Source organism: Nannocystis exedens (genome assembly GCF_002343915.1).
Classification (GTDB): domain Bacteria; phylum Myxococcota_A; class Polyangia; order Nannocystales; family Nannocystaceae; genus Nannocystis; species Nannocystis exedens.
In genome coordinates this window covers 5,269,209-5,292,147 of the sequence record NZ_NETK01000001.1, presented here as the reverse complement: position 1 = coordinate 5,292,147, position 22,939 = coordinate 5,269,209, and the positions used below count along the sequence as shown (strand labels likewise).

The window sequence follows — 22,939 nt, the reverse complement described above, 5'->3', positions numbered from 1 at the left end:
GAGACCATCCGAGAGCCGCCTGCACCCGATTGAACATGAGCCTCGGATGCGTCGCAGGCGGCAAGACAGCGCCCCTTCGTGCTCGGAGCGGATCGCCGTGCCCGCAGTCCTTCCCGCGGCCACAGGAGTCGAACGGCTGCCCATATTGCCGCCCGTGTCCGAGACGCAGACGCTCGGTGGGCTGCGCGTCGGGGAGGCAGACGTGGAGCCCGACCGGCTCGACCTCCCCTCCACGGCCCGCCGACGAGGTCACACGCCGCGCTGACCTATGAGTGCGGCAGCGAATGATCTCCGCCGTCGCCGTCCCCTCGCTCGCCCTCACCCGCGGCGCGCAGCCGAATCGGCTCGTGTCGCGCTTTCGCCATCGAGGTCGAGTTCGCGGCGACAGCCCGGCTTGAGCCCTCGCGCGACGCGGGCCCCAACTGGGATTTGCGACGTCGGCAGCGCCGTTGCCTCGATTGTGATTCATGATAGGTTGCCCCGCATGCGACCATTTCGCGCGTATTCGTTCTCACTCACCGCTTTGTTGTTCGTCGCCTGTAGCGACTCCGAGAGCCCGCTGACGGCCGGGCCAATGGCGGGTCAGCTCACCGGTCCGTGTATCGAGGGCCAGTGTCTGCCGGGGCTCATGTGTTTCGTCGACAAGTGCCAGCCCGGCGGCAACAGCAGCCAGGGGAACAGCAGTCAGCCGCCCGACGACGACACGTCCAGCACCGGCGGCACCGACCCCACCGACGGCGGCACCGGGAGCATCACGACAGCGGTGACGAGCCGACGACGAACAGCACGCAGCCCGAGACGGCCGGCACGACCGACGGCGAGTCCACGACCACCAGCGGCCCCGGCACGACCGGCGTCGACCGGACCACCGGCCCCTCGACCTCGGACTGGCCGAGCACCGAATCCGAGAGCGACAGCAACAGCTTCATCACCTCGGACTCCGGCGACACCACGGGCACCTTCATCCGGCCGCCCGACGACCCGTGCGTCGAATGCAGCGCCAACGAGGTGTGCGTCTTCATCGACGACATCGCGTACTGCAACCCCAAGTGCGACCCGCTGAACCAGGCGTTCTGCGGCCCGGACAACGAGTGCGTGGGGGTGGAGGACACGTTCGCCTGCGTCCCGGACGCCTCCGGCAACACCGGCGCGGTCGGCGACGGCTGCGCCTTCTCCAACGGCTGCGACCCGGGCAACATCTGCATGAACGGCCAGTACGTGGCCGGCTGCAACGGCCAGTACTGCTGCTCGGCGTTCTGCGACACCGACCTCGCCGACCCCTGCGCGCAGTACGGGATGCAGTGCGTCGCCTGGTACGAGATGGGCATGGCCCCGTCCGGCCTCGAAGACGTCGGGGTCTGCGTCATCCCGTGACGCATCAGCGACATGCTGCTTGGGACATGCTCATGCGAGCATGCTCCGAGAGACATCTTGCTCCGGCTCGAGGCCCAGAGCTCGCGGTTCGTGGCCGTACGAACCGCGCCGGACTGTCCCTCCGCCGAGCTCGATCTCGGCGGGTCGGGTCGGTCGAGGCGGGGACGACCTGCAGCGCCGGCAGCTCGGCCGGGTGGACCCTGCCCTTGAGCGGGGCGGCGCCCGGCATCCGCTCACCGGAGCCTTCAGGACGTGCTTTTTCAAAAAAAGAGGTCGTGAAGGCCGGCGCTCACGGGTGCGCGAACTTCGGCTCGTCGGTCAGCGGGATCCGCTCGTGCTCGTCGCCGGGGACCAGCGGGAAGCGCTGCTCCTTCCACTCGTGGGTCGCCTGGAGGATGCGGTCCTGCGAGCTCGAGACGAAGTTCCACCAGATGTAGCGCGGCTCGCCCAGCGGCTCGCCGCCGATGAGCACCATCCGCGTCGCCGTGGTCGCCGTCAGCGCCTCGACCTTGCCGCTGCGCAGCACCGCCAGCGTGCGCGGCGGCACCGTCCGGTCGCCGCTGCGCAGCTCGCCCTCGATCACGTAGACGGCCCGCTCGGTCGCCGGCGGCAGCTCGAACCGGGCGCCCGCCTCGAGGTGGGCCTCGACGTAGACCAGCGGCGACGCGATCGGCGTCGGCGCCGTCACCCCGTAGGCCGAGCCGGCGAGCACGCGCACGCGCACGCCGGGGCTCGACAGCTCGGGGATCGTGTCGGCCGGGTGGTGCGAGAAGGCCGGCTCGGTCTCCTCGGCCTCGCGCGGGAGCGCGACCCACAGCTGCAGCCCGTGCAGCTTCGGCCCCTGCGCGCGCGTCTCCGGCGGCGTGCGCTCGGAGTGGACGATCCCGCGGCCCGCCGTCATCCAGTTGATCGCGCCGGGGCGGATCGTCTGCAGCGAGCCCAGGCTGTCGCGGTGGAGGATCTCCCCCTCGAACAGGTACGTCACCGTCGACAAACCGATGTGCGGGTGAGGCCGCACGTCCATGCCCAGCCCCGCGTCGAGGTGCGCCGGGCCCATGTGATCGAAAAACGCGAACGGGCCGACCATGCGCCGGGCCGTCGCCGGCAGCACGCGACCGACCTCGAACGCGTCGAGCCGGCGCGGCCGCGCCGCGATCTCGAGCTCGATCGCCGTGTGCGCTGAATCGTCTGCTTGCATGGCTGTGCTCCCTGGCGATGGTTCCAATTATACGGATGTCCGAAGGGTCAGGCGAGCGACTGACGGATCTCCACCGTCGAGGTCGTCATCAGCTTGTGGATCGGGCAGCGCAGGACGGTCTCGTGCAGCTTGTGCTTGTCGGCGTCGGTCAGCGCGCCCTCGAAGGCGAGCTTGACGCTGAGCACGTAGGTGCCCTGGCGCTCCTGCGAGTCGTCGCGTTCGACCTCGACCGTGACGCGCTCGAGGGCGATGCCGCGCGACTTGGCGAACACGCAGGCGGTCAGCGCCTTGCACGTCGCCAGCGAGGCGTCGAACAGGTCGTGCGGGCCGGGCGCCGAGGCCGTGCCGCCGAGCGCGCCGCTCACGTCGGCGTGGAGCGTGTGCGCGTCGATCGACACGACCTGGCGGAACTGCGGGGGGCTCTCGTTCGTCGAGCGGATCGTCATGGTCTTACTTCTGTTTTACCAGAGAGACCTCGATGTCGATCGTGACCTCGTCGCCGACCATGGCCCCGCCGAGCTCGAGCAACGCGTTCCAGGTGATCCCGAACTCGGAGCGGCGGATCTTGGTCTTCGCCGAGGCGCCGATCCGGGTGTTGCCCCACGGGTCGGCGGTCTCGCCGGTCACGTCCTCGACCTTGAGGACGACCTCGCGCGTCTGGTCGCGGATCGTCAGGTCGCCGACGACGTCGTAGCCGTCGCCCGTGCGAGTGACGCGCTTCGACTGGAAGGTCATGGTGGGGTACTTGTCGGCGTCGAAGAAGTCGGCGCTGCGCAGGTGGGCGTCGCGCTGCTCCTCGCGGGTGTGGATCGAGCCGATCTCGACGGTCGCGCTCACGCTCGCAGCGGCCGGGTCCTGGGGGCTCAGCACGACCTCGCCGGCGAACTTCTTGAACTCGCCGCGGACGTTGGTGATCATCATGTGGCGCACGCTGAAGCCGACGCTCGAGTGCGAGGGGTCGATGGTCCAGCGGGTCGGGGTGTTCGTGGCAGTCGTCATGGAGCCCAACGATGACGCCCGACGGCAGCAGCAACTAGGCCTCGACGGGCGAACCGATTGTTGCTCTCGGGCGAACAATCTTCCGGGATTTCCTCGGCTCACGGGCCGTGCGCGCCACACAGGCTGGGCGCGGCGGCTCGACTTCGCCACGCGGAGACCTGACGTGGGTGCTCCGCGAATTGCCGACTGCGCCTCGCAGGGGTCCGGGAAAGAGGCGGCCGCGAGTTGACCGGCAGGATCGTCGCTCGTGCCTCGCACCCATCCAGCCTCTGATTCGCGGCCGCCGCTTCCCGGACCCCTGGCACGGCAGCAGCCGTGAGAGGCCGACCCGCCGTCCCGGGCTCCGCTGGCAGATGTCCTCCGGGACAGGCTCCGGGGCGGCTGTTGGACGGCCAGGGCTGGCCGCCCAACAGCCGCCCTCTGGCGTTCAAGTTGCGGCGTGTCTCTCGGGCGGCTCGTCGGCGCCGGGCTCGCTCCCGCCGTCGGACAGGAAGAGACGACGATCATGACGAGGCGCGCGGGCAGCGTCGTGCGGGTCGATTCCGACGCGGAGTCGGAGCGCGCCTCGAGCATCCCACCGTCGACGATGTCGAGGACCTCGCACGCCGTCGACGGCGGCCGATCCTTCCACGCACGGTGCACCCACTGCCCGGGTCGCGCGCTACCCCGCTGCGTCGGCGTGATGGACACGATCGTCGCCCCTCCTGCCGCGACGCGCTCGCGCGCGAGCGCGTCGTCCTCGTCGCGCCATGTCCGGGGAACCAGAGCGATCTGCACGCCCAGCGTCGAGCCGGACGACGCCGCTGAATTTGCGCGCTCGAGCCGGCTCCGACCTCACGCCATCGACCACTCGAGCCGCGCGTCGCATGTCCTTTCAAACATGTCCCTTCGAACCTCCACAAACGCAGGGCCGCCGCGATCTCGGGCCTCGGGAGCTACGAGCCGACCTTTCCGGCCTCGCTCGGGAATGCCCTCGCGTTGTGCTTGGTAGCTCCTGGAGTACCGGCCGGGTCGGGACAGCCTCGAAGTCGTGGCTCTTGGCCCACACGCTCCCCTCTCGTCGGGGGCGAAGCCTGGTGAAGATCCTGAGCAAACGCTGCCCAAAGCTCACGTCGGCCCGCTTTTCCCCAGGCGCATCCGGTCAAGTACTGTGTTACGCTCACGCAAGTTTCTCCATGCGTCCGGGGGTCGGTGCAGGATGGCGGTTCGTCGTGGCGCTGCTGATCGCAGTGTTCACGGCGCTGCTGTTCTCGCCCGGGCACCTGTGCGGGCGGACGGACAAGCCGAGCGACGACTACGTCATCGCCGGGAGCCAGGACGTCCCCATCGCGTCGCGCCAGGAGACACCGCAGCACTCGGCGCGCCGGGACGGCGACGACCCGGTCGAGCTGAGCCTGAGTACATTCGAGTCGGTCGCGGCGCACGCGTTCGCCACCTGGCCGTTGCTCACCTCGAGCACGTCGCCACGCGCGCGCGAAGCAGGCAGTCGACGAGCGCGCGGCCCTCCCGCGTGCTGATCTCCGTCGACCGTGGCTCGCTTCACTTCTGTCGCCTGCGATTTCGCCGGCGCTCGGTGGCCGCGAGCGGATTGCCTCTCCATCGCTGACTCTTCCGGCATGCGTCGGGTCCCGTGACCGCCGCAGTGTCAGGCCGCGCCTTGGGTCCGAGCCGACACCCGCCTCATGTACTCCAACTTCCCTAACGACCCCACCCGTCGTATCCCCGGCCGTCTGCTCGAGGTCCTGGCCGAGGTCACCGGCCACGCCCTGGCGCCCCAGGCTGCGAGCAGAGCGACCCAGGACGCGTGGATCGACCCGTCCGCGTGGGTGCCCCCGGCGGTGCGGGCGGCCCGCCTGGCCGGCCTCAAAGCGGCGCAGTTCACGGTCCAGACGGCCGCGGAGATCACCCGGCTGAGCCGCCTCGACTCGCCGGCCTTCACCCTGGTCGGCAAGCGCTGGCTCGTGCTGCGCGGCGCCCGGCACGGCGTGCTCGACCTGGTCGTGTTCGACGAGCTCGGCGAGCACGCGCTCCGCATGCGCGCGCCGGGGCTGCTCCGCTGGCTCGCGGCTCACCACACCGAGCCGCCGATGGCGTGGCTGGCGGTCGAGCCGCGGCTGATGTTCTCGGCCCTGTCGCACGCGCCCACCGCCGCCCGTCGCCTGCTGCGGGCCTTCAAGCTCGAGCGGCGCGGGATCTACGTCGTCCTCGTCTACGGCGTCGCCATGGCCGTGGCCTCGCTGGCCATCCCGATCGCCACCCAGGCGCTGGTGGACACGATCGCCGCCACGGCCATGCTGCGGCAGATCGTGGTCCTCGCGGTGCTGCTGGCGATCACCCTCGGCGCGGTCGCGGTCCTGCGGGTGCTGCAGATCCTGGCGGTGGAGCGGATCCACCGCCGCCTGTGGGTGCGCGGCGCGACCGACTGGATCCGCCGCCTCGCCCAGACCTCGCGAACCTCGCGCCGGCGGGTCTCGAACCGCGACCTGTCGAACCGCTTCCTCGACGTCGCGCTCCTCCAGAAGGACTTCGCGGCCCTGCTGCTGAGCGGCTCCTCGCTGGTGCTGGTGATGCTGGCGAGCCTGGTGCTGCTGGCGTTCTACCACCCGGTCCTGTTCGCCTTCGACGCGGTGCTGATCCTCGGCATCGGCTTCGTCGTGCTCGTCGGCCTGGGCGCGAAGTCGGGGGCCAAGCGCGAGGCGAACGCGCGCTGGGACCTGTTCGCGTGGATGGACGACGTCGCCAGCAACCGCCTCACCTTCGCCGACCCGCGCGGTCGCGCCCTCTCGGACGTCCGCGGCGAGCTGCTGCTGCGCGACTGGCTCGATGCGCGCGCCGGTTACTTCCGCCGGCTGCTCCGCCACGTCGTCACCGGCGCGGGCCTCGAGGTGATTGCGACCGTCGCCGTGCTGGGGATCGGCGGCTGGCTGGTGGTCGCCCAGGAGCTGACGCTCGGCCAGCTGGTGGCGGCCTCCGTGCTGGTGTCGCAGATCGGCTCCGGCGTGGGCCGGTTCGCCCGCCAGCTCGACCCCATCTACGAGGCGATCGCCGCCGTCGACTCCATGGGCAAGGCCCTCGACGCCGACCTCGAGCCGAGCAGCGGCGAGGTCCTGCCGCGGCTCACGCAGCCGCTCGCGGTCGAGCTGCAGGACGGCGCCGGCCAGGTCGTCCTGTCGGTCAAGCCGGGCGGACGCACCGCCCTGGTCGGCGCCAGCGACAGCCACAGCCGCGCGCTCGACCTGCTCTACGGGCTCTTCGGCAGCACGCAGCTGCCGGACCTGTCGGCCTGGCTCGACGGCCGCGAGGTGCACCTGCTCGAGATCGACAGCCTGCGCGACCAGGTCGCGCTGGTCCGCGGCGGCGAGGTGGTGTGCACCAGCGCGCTCGCGAACCTCGTCGGCGCCGGCTGGCCCGGCCATCCCTCCGAGCTCGACGCGCTGCTCGACCTGGTCGACCTGCGCCCGGCGCTCAATCGACTGCCGCAGGGCATGCAGCAAGATCTGCTGCCGGACAACGACGACGGCCCGCTGACCGAGAGCGAGGTCCGACGGCTCGTGCTGGTGCGGGCGCTGATCGCCGCGCCGCGGCTGTTGCTCATCGACCTCGGGCTCGACCGCCTCGGCCTCAGCGCGCCCAAACGCGCGGCCCTGCTCGACTGGATCTTCGACCGCAGGCGGCCCTGGACTCTGGTCGTCGTCACCGACAGCGTCGACAGCCGCGATATCCTGGCGCGCTGCGACCACCAACAAGTGATTCGGAGCCGAAGGAGCGACCGATGAAGGCACACACCCCCATCGTCCCGGTGTTCGACATGACGCGCCCGAGCTTGCTGTCGGTCCGCCAGCCGCACAGCACCCAGGTCACGGTCCGCCTGCTCGGCCTCGCGTTGCTGATGATCGTCGCGGCGCTGGTGCTGGTGCCGTGGCAGCAGAGCGTGCCGGGCCAGGGCCGCGTCATCGCCTACGCGCCGCTCGACCGTCAGAGCTCGATCGAGGCGCCGATCGACGGCCGCCTCCAGACCTGGCACGTCGAGGAGGGCTCGCACGTCAAGGCCGGCGATCCGATCGCCGACATCAGCGACAACGACCCCGAGATCCTCGGCCGCCTCGAGCGCGAGCGGATGGCGATCGAGTCGCGGCGGGTGGCGGCCCAGAGCGCCGTCGAGATCGCCCGCGCCAAGATCTCGGCGCTCGAGTTGAGCGAGGCGGCGCAGTCGTCGTCGGCCGATCTCCGGACGAAGATGGGCCGCGACCGCCTCGACGCCGCCCAGCGCGCCGTGGACGCGGCCGTCTCGGCCGAAGAGACCGCGCGCCTCAACCTGACCCGCACCGAGGCGCTCTTCAACGAGGGCCTGGCCTCGGAGCGCGAGCTCGAGCTCGCCAAGCTCGAGGCCGCCACCAGCTCGGCCAACCTCGACACCGCGCGGGCGTCGCTCAAGGCGGCGGAGCGCGAGATCGGGGTCCTCGACTCCGACGCCGAAGCCATCGAGACATCCGCCCGCGCCAGCATCGAGGAGGCTCGCAGCGCGCTCACCGACGCCGAGAGCAACCTCGCCGCGGCCGACGCTGACCTCGTCCAGCTCGAGGTCCGCTTCGCCCGGCAGCGGCGGATGAAGATCGTCGCCCCGCGCGACGGCACGGTCCTCAAGCTGGTCGGCCGCCACGGCACCGACATGGTCGCGGCGGGCGACGTGATCGCCACCTTCGTCCCCGACATGGGCACCACCGCCGTCGAGCTGTGGGCGTCCGGCAGCGACGGCCCGCTGATCTCCGCCGGCCGCAAGGTCCGCCTGCAGTTCGAGGGTTGGCCCGCGGTGCAGTTCGTCGGCTGGCCGTCGGTCGCGGTCGGCACCTTCGGCGGCGTGGTCGTGTTCGTCGACGCCATGGCCGCCGAGGACGGCCGCTACCGCGTCGTCGTCCTCCCCGACCCCGAGGACCTGCCCTGGCCCGAGAGCCGCTGGCTGCGCCAGGGCGTCCGCGTCAACGGCTGGGTCCTGCTCGAGCGGGTCCGCCTCGGGTTCGAGATGTGGCGCCAGATCAACGGGTTCCCGCCGGCCCTCGGCGCGGCCCCCGACGCGCAACCCGCCCAAGGGAGCAACTGAGCGATGATGACGCGAACTTTGCGAGCCGCGGGCTCGGCGACCCTGCTGGGCGCCCTCCTCTCGGCAGCGAATGCGTCGGCGGCCCCGCCGGTGCCCCGCCCGCGCGACACCGGGCCGCTCGAGGTCCCCGTCGAACCCCCCAAGGCCCCGCAGAAAGAGGTCCCGGCCTGGGAAGACCAGGACGAGGCCGGCGAGACGATCCCGAAGACGCGCGCCGGCCCGGTGTTGACGCTGGCCGAGGTCCTCGACAGCGTCGAGCAACGCGACCCGCGGATGAAGAGCGCCGAGCTCGGCATCCGCGGCGCGGAGGGCCACGCCAAGGGCGCGCGCGGCATGTACGACCCGGTCGTGCGCGGACGCGCGGTGGTCGAGCCCGTCTACCGCAACTCGATCCTCGACGCCCGCGTCGAGCAGCCCACGCCGCTGTGGGGCCTCACCGCGTGGGCCGGCTGGCAGGTCGGCGTGGGCCGACGGCCCTACTACAACACCACGATCGACACCATCCTCGACGTCGACGATCGCGTCGGCAGCCGCGACGTCCGCTCGACCCTCGGCACGCTGTCGGCCGGCCTCACCCTGCCGCTGTGGAAGGACCGCGCGATCGATCGCCGGCGCGCCAACATCCGCCAGTCGTCGATGGAGCGCGACCGCATGAAGGAGGTCCGCGACGCCAAGCTGCTCGAGCTCGAGGTCGCCGCGGCCACCAGCTACTGGACATGGGTCGCCAACGGGCTGCGCCTCGAGATCGAGGAGACCCTGCTCGCGCTGGCGCAGAAGCGCGAGGGGGCGCTCCGCCGGCGCATCGAGCTCGGCGCGCTCGACCCGCTGGCCGGCGTCGACAACCGGCGCCTGATCCTCGACCGCGAGGGCCGCGTGGTCGCGGCCGAGCGCGCGTTCCAGCAGGCCGGGCTCGACCTGTCGCTGTACCTGCGCGACGGCGCCGGCAACCCCGTCATCCCCAGCGTCGACCGGCTGCCGGCGCGCTTGCCGGCGATGGCCGACCCGGACAACGGCAACATCGAGGCCGAGATCGGCGCCGCGCTCGAGCGCAGGCCCGACCGGCGGGCCCGCCTGACCCTCCGCTCGCAGGCCGACGTCGAGCTGCGCTGGGCCAAGAACCAGCGCGCGCCGAAGGTCGAGCTGTCGGCGTGGGTGTCGCGCTACATGGGCCGGCCGCTGCTCCCCGACTTCGTCCGCACCGGCGCCGTCCTGGCGCTGGTGTTCGAGATCCCGATCCCGCTGCGGTACGCGCGAGGCCAGCTCGAGGCGACCCGCGCCTCGGCCGAGGCGATCGCCGCCGAGCTGCGCCTGCTCGACGACACGATCAGCGTCGAGATCCGCGACGGCCACCAGGCGCTGGTGGCCGCCTACCGCCGGGCCCGCCTGGCCAATCAGGAGGTCGACCTGACGCGTCAGCTCGCGGCCGCCGAGTACCGCAAGTTCCAGCTCGGGGCCGGCGACCTCCTCCTCGTCAACCTCCGCGAGGTCGCCAGCGCCGACGCGGCCCACAACGAGATCCAGGCCGTCTCCGACTACTTCGTCGCCAAGGCGAAGCTCGAGGGGTCGCTCGGCATGGGCGTCCAGCCGGTGACCCCGTGAACCCGCTCGCTCGCCGCACGCACGTCCAAGCGACCGCCGCAGACCCTCATGGATGACGCCACCCAGATCCCCCCACGCGTCCTCGAGCTGGTCGCCGCGGCGACCGGCCAGACGCTCGCGACGGTGACGCACGCGGCGCCCGCAGAGTCGGACGGCGGCCCGCAGCCGTGGGACGTCGCCGCGGAGCGGGCGGTCCGCCAGGCGGGCCTGAAGGCCGCCCGCTTCACCGTCGAGACCGAGGAGGAGCTGTCGCGCCTGTGCTCGCTCGAGGCGCCGGCGTTCACCTCGGTCGGCGACCGCTGGTACGTGCTGCTCGGCGCGCGGCGCGGCGCGCTCGACCTGGTCGTCCTCGACGGCCGCAGCGAACGCCGCCAGCGGATGCGCCCCGCGGCGTTCATGGCCGGCCTGAAGCCGCGGGGCTCGAGCGAGCCCGCGCCGCCGTGGCTGGCGATCGAGCCGCGCCTGATGCTCTCGGAGATGTCGCACCCGCCGAGCGAGTTCGTGCGCCTGGTGCGGGCCTTCGTGATGGAGCGGCGCGAGGTGTTCGTCGTCTGCGTGTACGGGGCGGTGATGGCGGCCGTCTCGCTCGCGGTCCCGGTCGCCGCCCAGGCGCTCGTCAACACCATCTCGAGCACCCTGATGCTGCAGCCGATCCTGCTGCTGTCGACGATGCTGCTGGTGGCCCTGGCCGCGGTCGCGCTCCTGCGCGTGCTGCAGTTCATCGCCGTCGAGCGGGTCTATCGCCAGCTGTGGGTGCGCGGCGTGACCGACTGGATCCGCCGCACCGCGCGGACCTCCCGCAAGTCGCGGCAGACGGTCTCGAACCGCGAGCTGTGCAACCGCTACATGGACATGCCGATCCTGCAGAAGGACTTCTCGTCGCTGCTGCTCGACGGCACCTCGCTGGTGATGGTGAGCGCGGCGAGCCTGGTGCTGCTCGCGTTCTACCACCCGCTGCTGCTCGCCTTCGACGCGGCGCTGATCGTCTGCATCGCCGGCGTCATGCTCGCCGGGCGCGGCGCGGAGCAGCGCGCGATCCACGAGTCCGACTGCAAGTGGTGGCTGTTCCGCTGGATGGACGACGTCGCCAGCATGCGGCTCGTGTTCTCCGACCCGCGCGGGCGGGCGCTCGCCGACGCTCACGGCGAGGTGCTGCTGCGCAACTGGCTGCAGGCGCGCGGGAGGTACTTCGACACGCTCCTCCGCCACATCGTCACCGGCGCCGCGCTCGAGGTGCTGGCGACCGTCGGGGTGCTGGCGATCGGCGGCTGGCTGGTGATCTCGCGCGAGCTGACGCTGGGCCAGCTCGTGGCCGCGTCCGTGCTGGTGAGCCAGGTCGGCGCCGGCGTCCGCGGCCTCGGGCAGCAGCTCGACCCGGTGTACGAGGGCGTGGCCGCGGTCCAGACCCTGGCCCTGACGCTCGACGCCGACCTCGAGCCCCGCGGCGGCGAGCTCTTGCCGACGGCGGCCCGGCCGATGGCGGTCGAGCTGACGTCGGAGCCCAGCAACCTCACCATTCGTCCGGGCGAGCGCGTCGCGCTGGTCGGCGGCAACGACGGCCACAGCCGCGTGCTGGACCTGCTCTACGGCCTCTACGACCGCACTCCGCCGCTGACGCTGACCGGCCGGCTCGACGGCCGCGACGTCCGGTACCTCGAGCTCGACAGCATCCGCGAGCAGGTCGCGCTCGTCCGCGGCGGCGAGCTCGTCGGCGCCAGCCTGCTCGAGAACCTCGTCGGCGCCGGCTGGTCGGGCGACCGCGCCGAGCTGCACGCGCTCCTCGACCTCGTCGACCTCCGCCGCACCGCGCTGGGGCTGCCCGGCGGCTTCGACCAGCTGCTGCTCGGCGACGGCGACGGCGGGCTGCTGACCGACAGCGAGATCCGCCGGGTCGCGCTGGTGCGGGCGCTCGTCGCCCAGCCCAGGCTGCTGCTGATCGACCTCGGCCTCGACCGGCTCGACCTCAGCGCGCCGCAGCGGACCGCCCTGCTCGACTGGATCTTCGACCGCGCGCGCCCGTGGACCCTGATCGTCGTCACCGACAGCCTCGAGAGCGACGAGGTGCTCGCGCGCTGCGACCGCCAGCTCGTGCTCTACAACAACAACGCATGACGCCCGCTCGTCGCGGCCCGCGAGGCCGCGACGAGCGCGCCTGAACGAGACTCAGCGCGACAGGTACGGGTAGCTCTGCAGCACCCCGAGCAGCCACGACTCGCCGAGCGTCGTCTCGACCGCGAGGTGGCGGTCGCGGAGCCAGCGGATCATCCGCTCGACGTCGAAGTCCATCGCCGACAGCACGTCCTCGCAGGTCGCGCCCATCTTGATCTCGAAGGTCAAGTTCTCGCCGAGCTCGACGCGCTCGCTGCCGGGCAGGACCATGTCGTCGTCCGGGTTGCGGAGGATGACCTCGTGGCAGCGGGCGAACAGGTTGTGCACGTTCGCCAGGCTGTCCTGGTACGCGCCCGTCATGAAGAACCCCAGGTAGTACTTCTCGTCCGAGCCGCGGCGCTCGTGCAGCGGCAGGTACGGCATGTTCTCGTCGGGGTGGGCGAACGTCTCCACGCAACCGTCGCTGTCGCAGGTGATGTCGACGATCTGCGCGTTGATGGTCGGCTTCTCGCCGTGGCGGGACAGCGGCGCCGCGGGGAACACCTGGTCGATGCTCCACGCGTCGGGGATGCTCTGGAAGATCGAGAAGTTGACGAGGTACTTCTGGTGGGCCTTGCCGAGGAAGTCGACGATCTCCTCGGGCGGGTGCGGCATCGACTCGACGATCTGCTTGACCTTGTTGCGGATCCGTCCGAACAGGCCCTCGGCGCTGGCGCGGTCCTGCAGGCTCAGGTAGCCGCGCGAGAACAGCTGCAGGCACTCGTCGCGGTAGTCGATCGCGTCGTGGAAGTACTCCTCGACGTTCTTGATGTTGAGGCTCTCGAGCGTGCTGCGCAGCTCGTGGACCAGGCGGTGCTCGTCCTCGCCGGGCTCGGGCACCGGCAAGAGCTCGCCCTGGACCTCGCGCAGGTCGGCGATCGTCACCGCGTGGTTGGCGACCACCACGCGGCCCGACTCGGTGAGCAGCGTCGGCTGGCGCGCGCCGACCTCGCGGCAGGCCTCGATCACCTCGAACACCACCTGCGACGCGTACTCCTCGAGCGAGTAGTTGGCCGACGACGGGTACGACGTGCGGGAGCCGTCGTAGTCGACGCCGATGCCGCCGCCGAGGTCGAGGTAGCGCAGCTGCGGCGCCAGCTGCTGCAGCTCGGCGTAGATGCGGGCGCCCTCGCGGACGGCCGTCTTGATCCGCTTGATCTGGGTGATCTGCGAGCCGATGTGGAAGTGCAGCAGCGACAGCTGCTCGACCATCCCGGCGGCCGTCAGCTCGCGCACCACCGCCAGCAGCTCGTTGGTCGTCAGGCCGAACTTGCTGCTCTCGCCGCCGGAGCTCTGCCAGCGGCCGCTGCCGCGGCTGTACAGCTTGGCGCGCATGCCGACCTCGGGCTTCGCGGTCCAGTCCTGCTCGTTGTAGACGTCGAGGTAGCGGCGGACCTCACGCGTGCTCTCGAGCACGATGATCACGTGGTGCCCGAGCTCGGCCGCGTGGAAGGCCATGCGCATGAACTCGCGGTCCTTGTAGCCGTTGCAGACCAGGAGCGAGCCCTTGAGCGGCGGCTGGGCCATCGCCAGCAGCAGCTCCGGCTTCGACCCGGCCTCGAGGCCGTAGTTGAACTTCTCGCGCGCCTTGACCACCGTGTCGACCACGCTGCGGCGCTGGTTGACCTTGAGCGGGTACACGCCGATGTGCTTGCCCTGGTAGTTGTTGTCGGCGATCGCCTTGGCGAAGCCGTCCTTCAGCGTGCCCATCTGGTTCTCGATCATCGTCGGGAAGCGGACCACGTAGGGCGTGCGGATGCCGCGGCGGGCCAGCTCTTGCGACAGCGCGAACAGGTCGACGGCCGGCGAGTTGGGCGCCGCGAACACCAGGTGGCCCTCGCCACTGGCGCGGATGAACGCGCTGCCCCAGCGGTTGATGCCGTAGCGCTTGAACGACGTCTCGACCGCCAGCGCATGCGCCTGCGCCGAGCGCTTGCTCGCGTCGGGCTCGACGCCCACCGGCACCTCGACCGCCACCGGCGCCGCCGGCTTGAGAACTTCTGCTTCCGTCGTCTGGCTCATCTCGCCGGGGATGATGGGTGCGCATCGGCCCCGGCCGCAAGCCCTCCCGGCGATCTCCCGCTCCCCGCGCCGGCGGTCGGCCGCGCCGGCCCGGCAAATGCCGGCGCGCAGGCCCGCCGGCCCCGGCGGGCGCCGGAGCGGCGAGAACCTCCGCTCGCGCCGGTCGCGGCCGGCGGGGCTCGCAACTGCCGCCGCTCACGGCCGCGGTTGCTCGCCCGCGCCTCTGCTATCCTCCCGCCCCGCGCCCGCAGGGCGCTCCAGGAGTCGTCACGGCATGGCCTCGTATCAGTACATCTACACCATGAAGGACCTGCGCAAGGTCTACCCCGGCGGCAAGGAGGTGCTGAAGGGCATCTGGCTCAGCTTCCTCCCCGGCGCGAAGATCGGCGTGCTCGGCCTCAACGGCTCCGGCAAGTCGACCCTCCTCAAGATCATGGCCGGCGTCGACAAGGAGTTCATCGGCGAGGCGTGGAGCGCCGAGGGCGTCTCGGTCGGCTATCTGCCGCAGGAGCCCGCGCTCGACCCCAAGAAGGACGTCAAGGCCAACATCGAGGAGGCCGTCATCGGCATGAAGCAGACGCTGGCCCGCTTCGAGGAGGTCAGCATGAAGCTCGGCGAGCCGATGAGCGACGACGAGATGAACCGCCTGCTCGCCGAGCAGGCCGAGCTGCAGGACAAGATCGACGCCGGCAACGGCTGGGAGCTCGACCGCACGCTGGAGATCGCCATGGACGCGCTGCGCTGCCCGCCCGGCGACTCCGACGTCACCAAGCTGTCGGGCGGCGAGAAGCGCCGGGTCGCCCTGTGCCGCCTCCTGCTGCAGCGCCCCGACCTCCTGCTGCTCGACGAGCCGACCAACCACCTCGACGCCGAGAGCGTCGCCTGGCTCGAGCGCCACCTGCAGGACTACCCGGGCACCGTCGTCGCCGTCACCCACGACCGCTACTTCCTCGACAACGTCGCCGGGTGGATCTTGGAGCTCGACCGCGGCTCCGGCATCCCGTGGAAGGGCAACTACTCGTCCTGGCTCGACCAGAAGAAGAAGCGCCTGGCCCAGGAAGAGAAGGCCGAGTCCAACCGCCAGCGCACCCTCCAGCGCGAGCTCGAGTGGGTGCAGATGAGCCCGCGCGCCCGCCAGGCCAAGAGCAAGGCCCGCGTCAAGGCGTACGAGGAGCTGCTGGCGCAGGCGAACGACAAGCGGGTCGACACCACCGACATCGTCATCCCGTTCACCAAGCGCCTCGGCACCACGGTGGTCGAGTGCAAGGGCATCAGCAAGGCCTACGGCGACCACCTGCTGTTCGAGGACCTGACCTTCACCCTCCCGCGCGGCGGCATCGTCGGCGTCATCGGCCCCAACGGCGCGGGCAAGACCACCCTGTTCCGCATGATCACCGGCCAGGAGAAGCCGGACGGCGGCAGCATCAAGGTCGGCGAGACCGTCGACATCGCCTACGTCGACCAGACCCGCGACGCCCTCGACCCCAACAAGACCGTGTGGCAGGAGATCTCCGGCGGCCAGGAGGTCCTCAGCATCGCCGGCCGCGACGTCAACTCGCGCGCCTACGTCAGCAAGTTCAACTTCAACGGCGCCGACCAGCAGAAGAAGGTCGGCGTGCTGTCGGGCGGCGAGCGCAACCGCGTCCACCTGGCCAAGCTGCTCAAGCGCGGCGGCAACCTCCTCCTGCTCGACGAGCCGACCAACGACCTCGACGTCGACACCCTCCGCCACCTCGAAGAGGCCCTCCTGGCCTTCCCCGGCTGCGCCGTCGTCATCAGCCACGACCGCTGGTTCCTCGACCGCATCGCCACCAACATCCTCACCTTCGAGGGCGACTCCAGGGTCACCTGGTTCGAGGGCAACTTCGCCGACTACGAGGCCGACAAGAAGAAGCGCCTCGGCGACGACGCCCTCCAGCCGCACCGGATCCGCTACAAGAAGCTCACCCACTGAGCTCCTCTCTCCCGGAGCGCGAAGAAGACGCCCGCGAGGACATGTCCTCGCGGGCATCTTCGTTCTGAGGCTCGATGCGGCGCGGCGTCTCGCTCAGTAATTCCACGCGACGCAGTCGGTCGTCGTGCGCACGACGAACTCGGCCAGCGTGCGCATGTTCTTGACGAACGTCGCGGTGTCGAGGTAGTCGCCGGGGGTCGCGCCGCTTCGCGGGCCGCCCGGGCTGTACGTCGTGATCCACCGCTCGTTGTTCACCGCCGTGTCGACGGCTTGCGCCGTGTCGGCGCGGAGCTTCTGGCACGAGCGCTTCATGACGGTCGTGTCGCTCGCCAACCGGTCGTACTCGGCGCGGATCGCGGCCAGTTGCGACGGGACCACCCACCCGTAGTTCTGGTAGGTCGGCGGTGCAGGCGAGAACTGGACCGGGTAACCGTTGGGATTGACCGTGTAGAAGCCGACGTTCGCCGGCGAGGTGTCGTCGAGCTCGATGTAGCGGTGGATCAGCGTGTCGTTCGCGTGGTCGACGGTCTCGAGGTACGCGAGCGCGGCCCCGACCGCGTCGCGGTTGGCCGGCACGCTCGGGTCGAGCTGGTAGAGGCGAAGGAGCGCCCACATGACGTCCTGGCTCTCCTGGCCCGCGATCGCCGGAGCCTCCCAGCTACGCGCCCACCGCGGCTGCATCTGGATGTCGTACTGCTGCGCCCAGGCGGGCTGCGGCTGAGGCATCTGCGCCCGGCGAAGGAAGTCGCCGTAGGCGGTGAGCATGGCCCCGTAGGTCGCGGCCTGCGCGGGATAGACCTCCTTCGCCCAGTACAGCATCTCCACGAAGGCCGACGCGAGGTTGTCGTTCAGGGTCGGGTCGTCCCAGTACTCGGTGGTGTAGAGGTTGGCGTAACAGTTGGCGAGGCCGCACGAGGTCCCGATCGAGGGCGGATAGCTCGCCTGAAGCGCCGGCCGTGCGGCGACGGGACCGGCGAACCCCTGAGGAAAGCCGCCGTGCGTCGGGAATTGCGAGGTCTCCACCCGCGCGCGGGCGTAGGCGGAGGAGCCGGAGATCGCCGCGTCCGCGAAGCCGAGGAGCTGATCGGTGCGCATCATCGCGATGAGCGCCGTCTGCGTGACCTGGTCGTCGTAGACCGTGAACTTGCAGCCGCCGCAGCTGCAGTTCGCCGTGGTGTTGAGGTAGCACGCCTTCAGCGTCGGCGTCGGCTTGAAGTCCGCGTAGAGGCGCCAGCCGCCCGACTTGACCTGCCCGTGACGCAACGCCATGGCCGCGTCCCTCGCGTAGGTCTTGAGCGCCGGGGTCGCCGGGTCGGCGAGGGCGGCCTCGACGAACGCGATCGTCACGTCCGCCGTACCCGGTGACTGGATCATGATCTGATCGGCGTCGAGCTGGATATCGCCCCAGCGCTCGTTCAGGTTGGTGGCGTTGTGGTGCCACGCATACCCGCCGTGGCGGGCGACATTGTCGTGGAAGTACTTCGCCGCGTTCCGCATGCGCCCGAGCGCCTTGGCGCGGAGCGGCGTCGAGGCGGCCGGCTCCGCCTCGCCGACCGCGAGGGTCGGTCGGAGGCCGTCGCGCTCCACCTCGGTGTCCGTCGAGTCGCGCTCCACCTCGGTGTCCGTCGAGTCGCTCTCCGCCTCGCTGCCTGTCGAGTCGCAGGCGATCGTCGAGAGGACAGGATAGAGAGCGAGCGTAAGAATTCGTTTCATGAATGAAGTTCCCCTATTTGTCAGCGGTCTTGAGCGATTGGCTGGCCACGAGTGCGGCTTCGGGGGTTCTGCCGACACGCACGCGCCAGCGAGCGCAGCCGGTCGTACACCGCGGAATGGCCGGTGGATCGGAGCGCGCCGGAGCGCGCGGCAGTCGGAGCGGAGAACCCACGCAGGGGCACAGTGCCCGGTCGGCCGGCAAAGTTACAGGCAGCAGCACCGACCTCGTGAGCCCGTCCCGCGACGAGCGCGAGCGAGCTCGAGTCCGTCGCCGGCTCTGCCGCGAGCCGCACGCTCTCGGCCGCGAAGAGGCCGGCGACGAACCTTTCGGCGCCCGCGCGCACGGCAGCGCGAGCGAAGTTCTCCCCTCCTCGCGCCTTGCCGGCCCGTCGGCTCCCGGCGCGAGGGCTACGCGAAATGCCCCGGTCGAGGCATCAGGTTTTGGCGCCCCGTCACCTCGGGCGCCTCACCGCGGCCCCGCGGCGCGCCGCGATCGCTTGCTGTCCGATGGGACATGCCCTTCAGACCAGCCGCGGCATCCGCTCCTGCGCCGCCTGCCGCTCGTGCAGCACCGCCGTCAGCACCGCCCGCACCCCCGGCGCCTCGAGCCCGCGCAGGTGGCCGAGCAGCGCGTCCATGTGGATCTGGAAGCCGCACCGCGTCACCTCGACCGGCGTCAGCGGGCACTGCAGCTCTCCGCGGTGGAGCAGCGCCAGCAGCCGCTTGAGATCTTCGGTGGGCACACGGACGAGTGCGTTCTGCAGCATCGCCGGGGGCATAGCCCCTCGCCCGCCCACGGGCAAGCGCGGGCGCCTCGCATCCCCCGCTCGCCGGACTCGGGGAGACCACGTCAAGGCGCTCACCTGCCCCGATCGGCCGCGCTCGCTCGCGTCGCCGGGCGGCTCGCGGACCCGCCTCGTCCGGCATCAGGCACGATCGTCGCGCCCGCCCCGCTTTGCGACCGGGGGTCGCATCGGCGCACGCCCGCCGCCTCACCCCTCTCCGCCAGAGGGCCGCATCGGCCACGCACCTCGCCGCACGCCTCGGGCGACGGCCATCTCGGCCCACACGCGCCGCCTCACTCCTCTCCGCCAGGGGCCGCATCGACCACGCACGCCACCTCGCCTCCCTCCTCGGGCGGCGGCGATTTCACTCCTCTCCGCCAGAGGCCGCATCGACCACGCACGCCACCTCGCCTCACTCCGCGGGCGGCGGCCATCTCGGCCCACGCTCGACGCCTCACTCCTCGCCGCCAGGGGCCGCATCGACCACGCACGCCACCTCGCCTCCCTCCTCGGGCCCACGCGCGCCAGCAGGTCCGGCTCTTCGCAGGCCATCTCGGCCCACGCGCGCCGCGCCCCGTCACTCCTCGGGCGGCGGGTCCGGCAGGCGGAACGACCGTATGAAATCCTCGCCGGCGCTATGGCAGCCGACGCACACGTCGGGCCGGCCGGAGAAGCGGGGCTCGTCGCTGGAGCCGTCGTACTGCTCCCACGCCCACACGCCGCCCTGCTTCTGCATCACTGCGACCTGGACGAGCGACCCGCCCTCCATCGCGTCGTAGCCGGCCAGGATTACCATCGCCTCCTCGGACCACGCGGGCAGCCCCTCGGGCAGCACCATCGCCAGGTCGGCGACCACCACGTCGTTGATGTAGATGTCGACGAACCCGCCGTGGGGCGCGACCACCGGCTGGCGCTCCTCCCGGTTCTTCGGCCGGGCCCACATCGTGTAATCGCCGGCCTCGGCCAGGAGCGTCGGCGCCTCGGACACCGGCTGCAGCGGCTCCTCGCAGCCCGCGGGGAGGGCCCCGAGGGCGGCGGCGGCGATCGCGGCGCGGCGGCGCGTCGACATCGCCGACACCATAACACCCTTTGCGGCTACGATCCGCGCCCCCGTGCCGAGAAACCCCATCACCGCCCGCGCGCTCGCCGTCCATACGCTCCGGCAGATCGAGCAACGCCGCGGCTTCAGCAACCGGATCCTGGCCGAGCAGTTCGAGCGCCACCCGGACCTCGAGCGGCGCGAGCGCGGCCTCACCACGACCCTCGTGTACGGCGTGCTGCGCCACCGCGGCCGCCTCGACGCCCTGATCGACGCCGCCGCCGCGCGCCCCAAGGCCCTCAGCGCCCGCGCGCGAGAGATCGCCCGCGTCGCGGTGTTCGAGCTGCGCGAGCTGCAGCACCCGCCGCACGCCGCGATCCCCCAGGCCCTCGGCCTCGCCACCGCCCTCGACCCCAGCGGCGGCCTGGCCCGCCCGCTGCACGCGATCCTCGCCGCCATCGACCGCGAGGGCGCCGCCCTCGACGCCCGCCTCGCCGCCGGCAAGCCGCTCGACGTCCTCGCCAATCGCTGGTCGATCCCCCGCTGGCTGGCCGGCCGCTGGCTCGCCACCCTCGGCCCCGACGTCGCCCTCGCCCGCGCCCGCGCCCTCGCCGAGCCGCCCGCCGTCGAGCTCCGCGTCGACCTGTCCCGAACGACAGCCGACGCCGTCGCCGCCGCCCTGCGCGAGGCCGACCCCAAGGCGGTCGTCGAGCAGCTCCCCGACCAGCCGCAGGCGCTGCGCGTGCGCGGCGGCGGCGAGCTGGTCCGCCACCCGCTGCACGAGCGCGGGCTGTTCTCGGTCCAGGCCCTCGGCGCGCAGCGGGCGGCCCTGGCCCTCGCGCCATGTCCTGAAGAACATGTCCTCGACGCCTGCGCCGGCATGGGCACCAAGTCGCTGCAGCTCGCCGAGCTGATGCGCCGCCGCGGCCGCCTGGTCGCCGCCGACGCCAGCGAGCACCGCCTCGGCGAGCACGCCGCCCTGCGCCGGCGCGGCGAGCTCGACGTCGACGGCTTCAGCTTCACCACGGTGGTCGCCGACCTCACCGCCCCCGAGCCGCAGCCCGGGGTCGACGACGGCCCCTACGACGCGGTCCTGCTCGACGCCCCCTGCACCGGCCTCGGCAACCTCGCCCGCCACCCCGAGCTGCGCGCCACCGTGCAGTTCGACGACATCGCCGCCTGCGCCGACCTCCAGCGCCGCCTGCTCGACCGCTGCCGCGCCCGCGTGCGCCCCGGCGGCCGCCTGGTCTACGCCGTCTGCAGCCTCGAGCCCGAGGAGGGCCCGCGCCTGGTCCGCGCCGCCTGCGACGCCGGCGCCTTCGCCCTCGAGCACGAGGAGACCTGGACGCCCGAGGCCCACCACACCGACGGCTTCTACCTGGCCCGCCTCCGTCCGACCTGAACCGCGACCTGCCCTGAAGGACAGGTGCCCGCATCACCCGCCGCCGCGACCGTCGCGGGCCCGCGCCTCAGCGCTGCACCCCCGGCGACGCCGGGGCCGGCGGCACGCCGCCCATCATCTGCTGCAGCTTCGCGGCGTTGGGGTCGTCGCTGGGCACGGCGTCGATGAACTTGCGGGCGTGGTGCTGGGCCTCGTCCTTGACCCCGGCCTCCCACGTGAGCACGGCCAGGTTGAAGCGGGCCGGGTTGTAGTTCGGGTCGGCCTTGAGGGCCGCCAGGTAGCGGCTGCGGGCGTTGTTGTACTTGCCGCGCTTCTGGGCCACGAGGCCGAGGTTGTAGAGGACCAGCGCGTCGCCGCCGTCGCTGGCGAGCGGCTCGAGCAGGCGCGTCGCCTCGTCGAGGTCCTCGCGGAGGATCGCCAGCTTGGCCGCGAGCAGCTTGGCGTCGCGACCCGCGCCCGCGGCGATCGCCTGCTCCACGGCGATCCGGGCCTCCTCGTGGCGCCCCGCGGCCTCGAGCTCGAGCGCCTCGCGGTACTGCTTCTCGGCCTCCGGCGACGCGGCCGGCTCGGCAGCCGGGGTCTCGGCGCTCGGCCGGTCCGGCGGGGCGGCGGGTGCCGAGCCGTCACAGGCCACGGGCAACGCGAGCAGGAGCGGGAGCACGACACGGCGCAGACACGGCAACATCAGGGACCTCGATCGACCTCGCAGTCATAGCATTTTCCGCCGCCTCGACGTCGGCGATCGCCGTCGTCGGCGCGCGCGGGCGCGCCCCCCGCCGCGCCGGATCCGACCCCCGATCCGCGCACCGTCGCTCCACCGCCTGTCTCTCGGGCCATATCACATGAGACGTCCGCGCCCGGTCGCCGCACCTCGGCATGTCCTTCGGGACATCCGGGCCCGTCGCCCGTGAAGCCGGCGACGCAGGGCCTCGCGCGAAAGTGTGTCTTGTCGACGCGATCTCAATCATGATAGCTTGGGCCTCGATCGCCGCGTCGTGGGGCGCGTCGATCGCCGCGTCTCTCGTTGCAGACGTCGATCTTCCGACTTGGGGGTGAGCATGCACCGAACCGCGCGTACGCGCCGGTATGGGGCTGTATTGGGGCTGGTATGCGCCGCGACGCTCGCGGCTGGATGCGCCGACGACACGACCGCCGGCACGATGTCCATGAGTGGTACCGAGGGCACGACTGCCACGACGGACGCGCCGACGTCCACCGATTCGCCGACGTCCCCGCCCACCACCGACACTCCGACCACCACCCATCCGGTGACCTCCACCGATTCATCGACCACCGAGCCGCCGACCACCACGGTCGCCCCGACCACCACCGACTCGACGACGTCCACCACCGGCGACACCGATTCGACGACCACGTCGACGTCGACCTCGACCACCGACACCGGCACCACCGGCGATCCCGTCGCCGGTCGCTCCGTCACCCAGACCGTCAACAGCGGCACCGTCGCCACCAGCCCCAATTTCCGCATGGTCTTCACCCTGGGCCAACCGACCCAGAACCAGGGCATCTACACCTCCGACAACTTTCGCCTGCAAGGCGGCCTGATCGGCGCCAACGGGAACCCGCCATGAGATCGACGCGACGCAA

At 71.6% G+C, this 22,939-nt stretch carries 18 protein-coding genes; 9 read left to right on the top strand and 9 right to left on the bottom strand.

Going from position 1 to position 22,939, the window contains the following annotated elements; translation table 11 throughout:
- Positions 1-752: 752 nt before the first annotated feature.
- On the bottom strand, positions 753-1,022 hold the full coding sequence (locus tag NAEX_RS20850) for a hypothetical protein (protein WP_143140811.1): 270 nt from the start codon (positions 1,020-1,022) through the stop codon (positions 753-755).
- On the opposite strand from NAEX_RS20850, the gene NAEX_RS20845 reads away from it, so the two are divergent.
- Entirely contained in the window at positions 1,009-1,374 is a 366-nt protein-coding gene (locus tag NAEX_RS20845; protein ID WP_096329234.1) for a hypothetical protein, read from the top strand. The two genes, NAEX_RS20850 and NAEX_RS20845, sit on opposite strands and share 14 nt — an antisense overlap.
- 289 nt (positions 1,375-1,663) lie before the next feature.
- Here NAEX_RS20845 and NAEX_RS20840 read toward each other — a convergent pair whose 3' ends face one another.
- The 3 genes from NAEX_RS20840 to NAEX_RS20830 are packed head-to-tail and all read right to left on the bottom strand — an operon-like array spanning position 1,664 to position 3,571.
- Positions 1,664-2,572 (bottom strand): pirin family protein, encoded by a 909-nt coding sequence (locus tag NAEX_RS20840; RefSeq protein WP_096329233.1) that lies wholly within the window; start codon positions 2,570-2,572, stop codon positions 1,664-1,666.
- Positions 2,573-2,619: 47 nt separating this feature from the next.
- On the bottom strand, positions 2,620-3,018 hold the full coding sequence (locus NAEX_RS20835) for an OsmC family protein (RefSeq protein ID WP_096329232.1): 399 nt from the start codon (positions 3,016-3,018) through the stop codon (positions 2,620-2,622).
- Between the two features lie 4 nt (positions 3,019-3,022).
- Positions 3,023-3,571, bottom strand: coding sequence for a YceI family protein (locus NAEX_RS20830; RefSeq protein ID WP_096329231.1), 549 nt, complete (start codon positions 3,569-3,571; stop codon positions 3,023-3,025).
- Between the two features lie 1,175 nt (positions 3,572-4,746).
- Here NAEX_RS20830 and NAEX_RS20825 point away from each other — a divergent pair.
- From NAEX_RS20825 to NAEX_RS20805, 5 genes are all read left to right on the top strand, one after another.
- Entirely contained in the window at positions 4,747-5,088 is a 342-nt protein-coding gene (locus tag NAEX_RS20825; protein ID WP_143825600.1) for a hypothetical protein, read from the top strand.
- 165 nt (positions 5,089-5,253) lie between these two features.
- Positions 5,254-7,347, top strand: coding sequence for an ATP-binding cassette domain-containing protein (locus NAEX_RS20820; RefSeq protein ID WP_096329229.1), 2,094 nt, complete (start codon positions 5,254-5,256; stop codon positions 7,345-7,347).
- On the top strand, positions 7,344-8,669 hold the full coding sequence (locus NAEX_RS20815; protein ID WP_245913766.1) for an HlyD family secretion protein: 1,326 nt from the start codon (positions 7,344-7,346) through the stop codon (positions 8,667-8,669). Before NAEX_RS20820 ends, NAEX_RS20815 begins: the two co-directional genes overlap by 4 nt.
- Positions 8,670-8,672: 3 nt before the next feature.
- Positions 8,673-10,268, top strand: coding sequence for a TolC family protein (locus NAEX_RS20810; RefSeq protein ID WP_096329228.1), 1,596 nt, complete (start codon positions 8,673-8,675; stop codon positions 10,266-10,268).
- Positions 10,269-10,316: 48 nt separating this feature from the next.
- Positions 10,317-12,380: an ATP-binding cassette domain-containing protein gene (locus tag NAEX_RS20805; RefSeq protein WP_096329227.1), complete on the top strand. Its 2,064-nt coding sequence runs from the start codon at positions 10,317-10,319 to the stop codon at positions 12,378-12,380.
- A gap of 51 nt (positions 12,381-12,431) precedes the next feature.
- Here NAEX_RS20805 and speA read toward each other — a convergent pair whose 3' ends face one another.
- The gene (gene speA, locus NAEX_RS20800) at positions 12,432-14,438 is read right to left on the bottom strand and encodes a biosynthetic arginine decarboxylase (protein WP_096329226.1); all 2,007 of its coding nucleotides are present in this window, start codon (positions 14,436-14,438) and stop codon (positions 12,432-12,434) included.
- A gap of 274 nt (positions 14,439-14,712) precedes the next feature.
- Here speA and ettA point away from each other — a divergent pair, with 274 nt between their 5' ends.
- Entirely contained in the window at positions 14,713-16,392 is a 1,680-nt protein-coding gene (gene ettA / locus NAEX_RS20795) for an energy-dependent translational throttle protein EttA (protein WP_096329225.1), read from the top strand.
- Between the two features lie 93 nt (positions 16,393-16,485).
- On the opposite strand, the gene NAEX_RS20790 is transcribed toward ettA, so the two are convergent.
- The 3 genes from NAEX_RS20790 to NAEX_RS20780 form a co-directional block, all read right to left on the bottom strand.
- Positions 16,486-18,105 carry a pectate lyase gene (locus NAEX_RS20790; protein ID WP_096329224.1) on the bottom strand — a complete coding sequence of 540 codons (1,620 nt, stop codon included), beginning with the start codon at positions 18,103-18,105 and terminating at the stop codon, positions 16,486-16,488.
- A 521-nt stretch (positions 18,106-18,626) separates the two neighbouring features.
- Positions 18,627-18,872, bottom strand: a complete 246-nt coding sequence (locus NAEX_RS50480) for a hypothetical protein (protein ID WP_170135876.1) — start codon at positions 18,870-18,872, stop codon at positions 18,627-18,629.
- A gap of 595 nt (positions 18,873-19,467) precedes the next feature.
- The gene (locus NAEX_RS20780; protein WP_143140812.1) at positions 19,468-19,959 is read right to left on the bottom strand and encodes a hypothetical protein; all 492 of its coding nucleotides are present in this window, start codon (positions 19,957-19,959) and stop codon (positions 19,468-19,470) included.
- Positions 19,960-20,002: 43 nt separating this feature from the next.
- Between NAEX_RS20780 and NAEX_RS20775 the strand changes: the two genes are divergently transcribed.
- On the top strand, positions 20,003-21,331 hold the full coding sequence (locus NAEX_RS20775) for an RsmB/NOP family class I SAM-dependent RNA methyltransferase (protein WP_096329221.1): 1,329 nt from the start codon (positions 20,003-20,005) through the stop codon (positions 21,329-21,331).
- Between the two features lie 67 nt (positions 21,332-21,398).
- On the opposite strand, the gene NAEX_RS20770 is transcribed toward NAEX_RS20775, so the two are convergent.
- Complete coding sequence (locus tag NAEX_RS20770) at positions 21,399-21,992, bottom strand: tetratricopeptide repeat protein (protein WP_096329220.1); 594 nt, start codon at positions 21,990-21,992, stop codon at positions 21,399-21,401.
- A 505-nt stretch (positions 21,993-22,497) separates the two neighbouring features.
- On the opposite strand from NAEX_RS20770, the gene NAEX_RS20765 reads away from it, so the two are divergent.
- A complete protein-coding gene (locus NAEX_RS20765) occupies positions 22,498-22,923 on the top strand; it encodes a hypothetical protein (RefSeq protein WP_143825599.1) in 426 nt (141 codons plus the stop codon).
- Positions 22,924-22,939 lie beyond the last annotated feature (16 nt).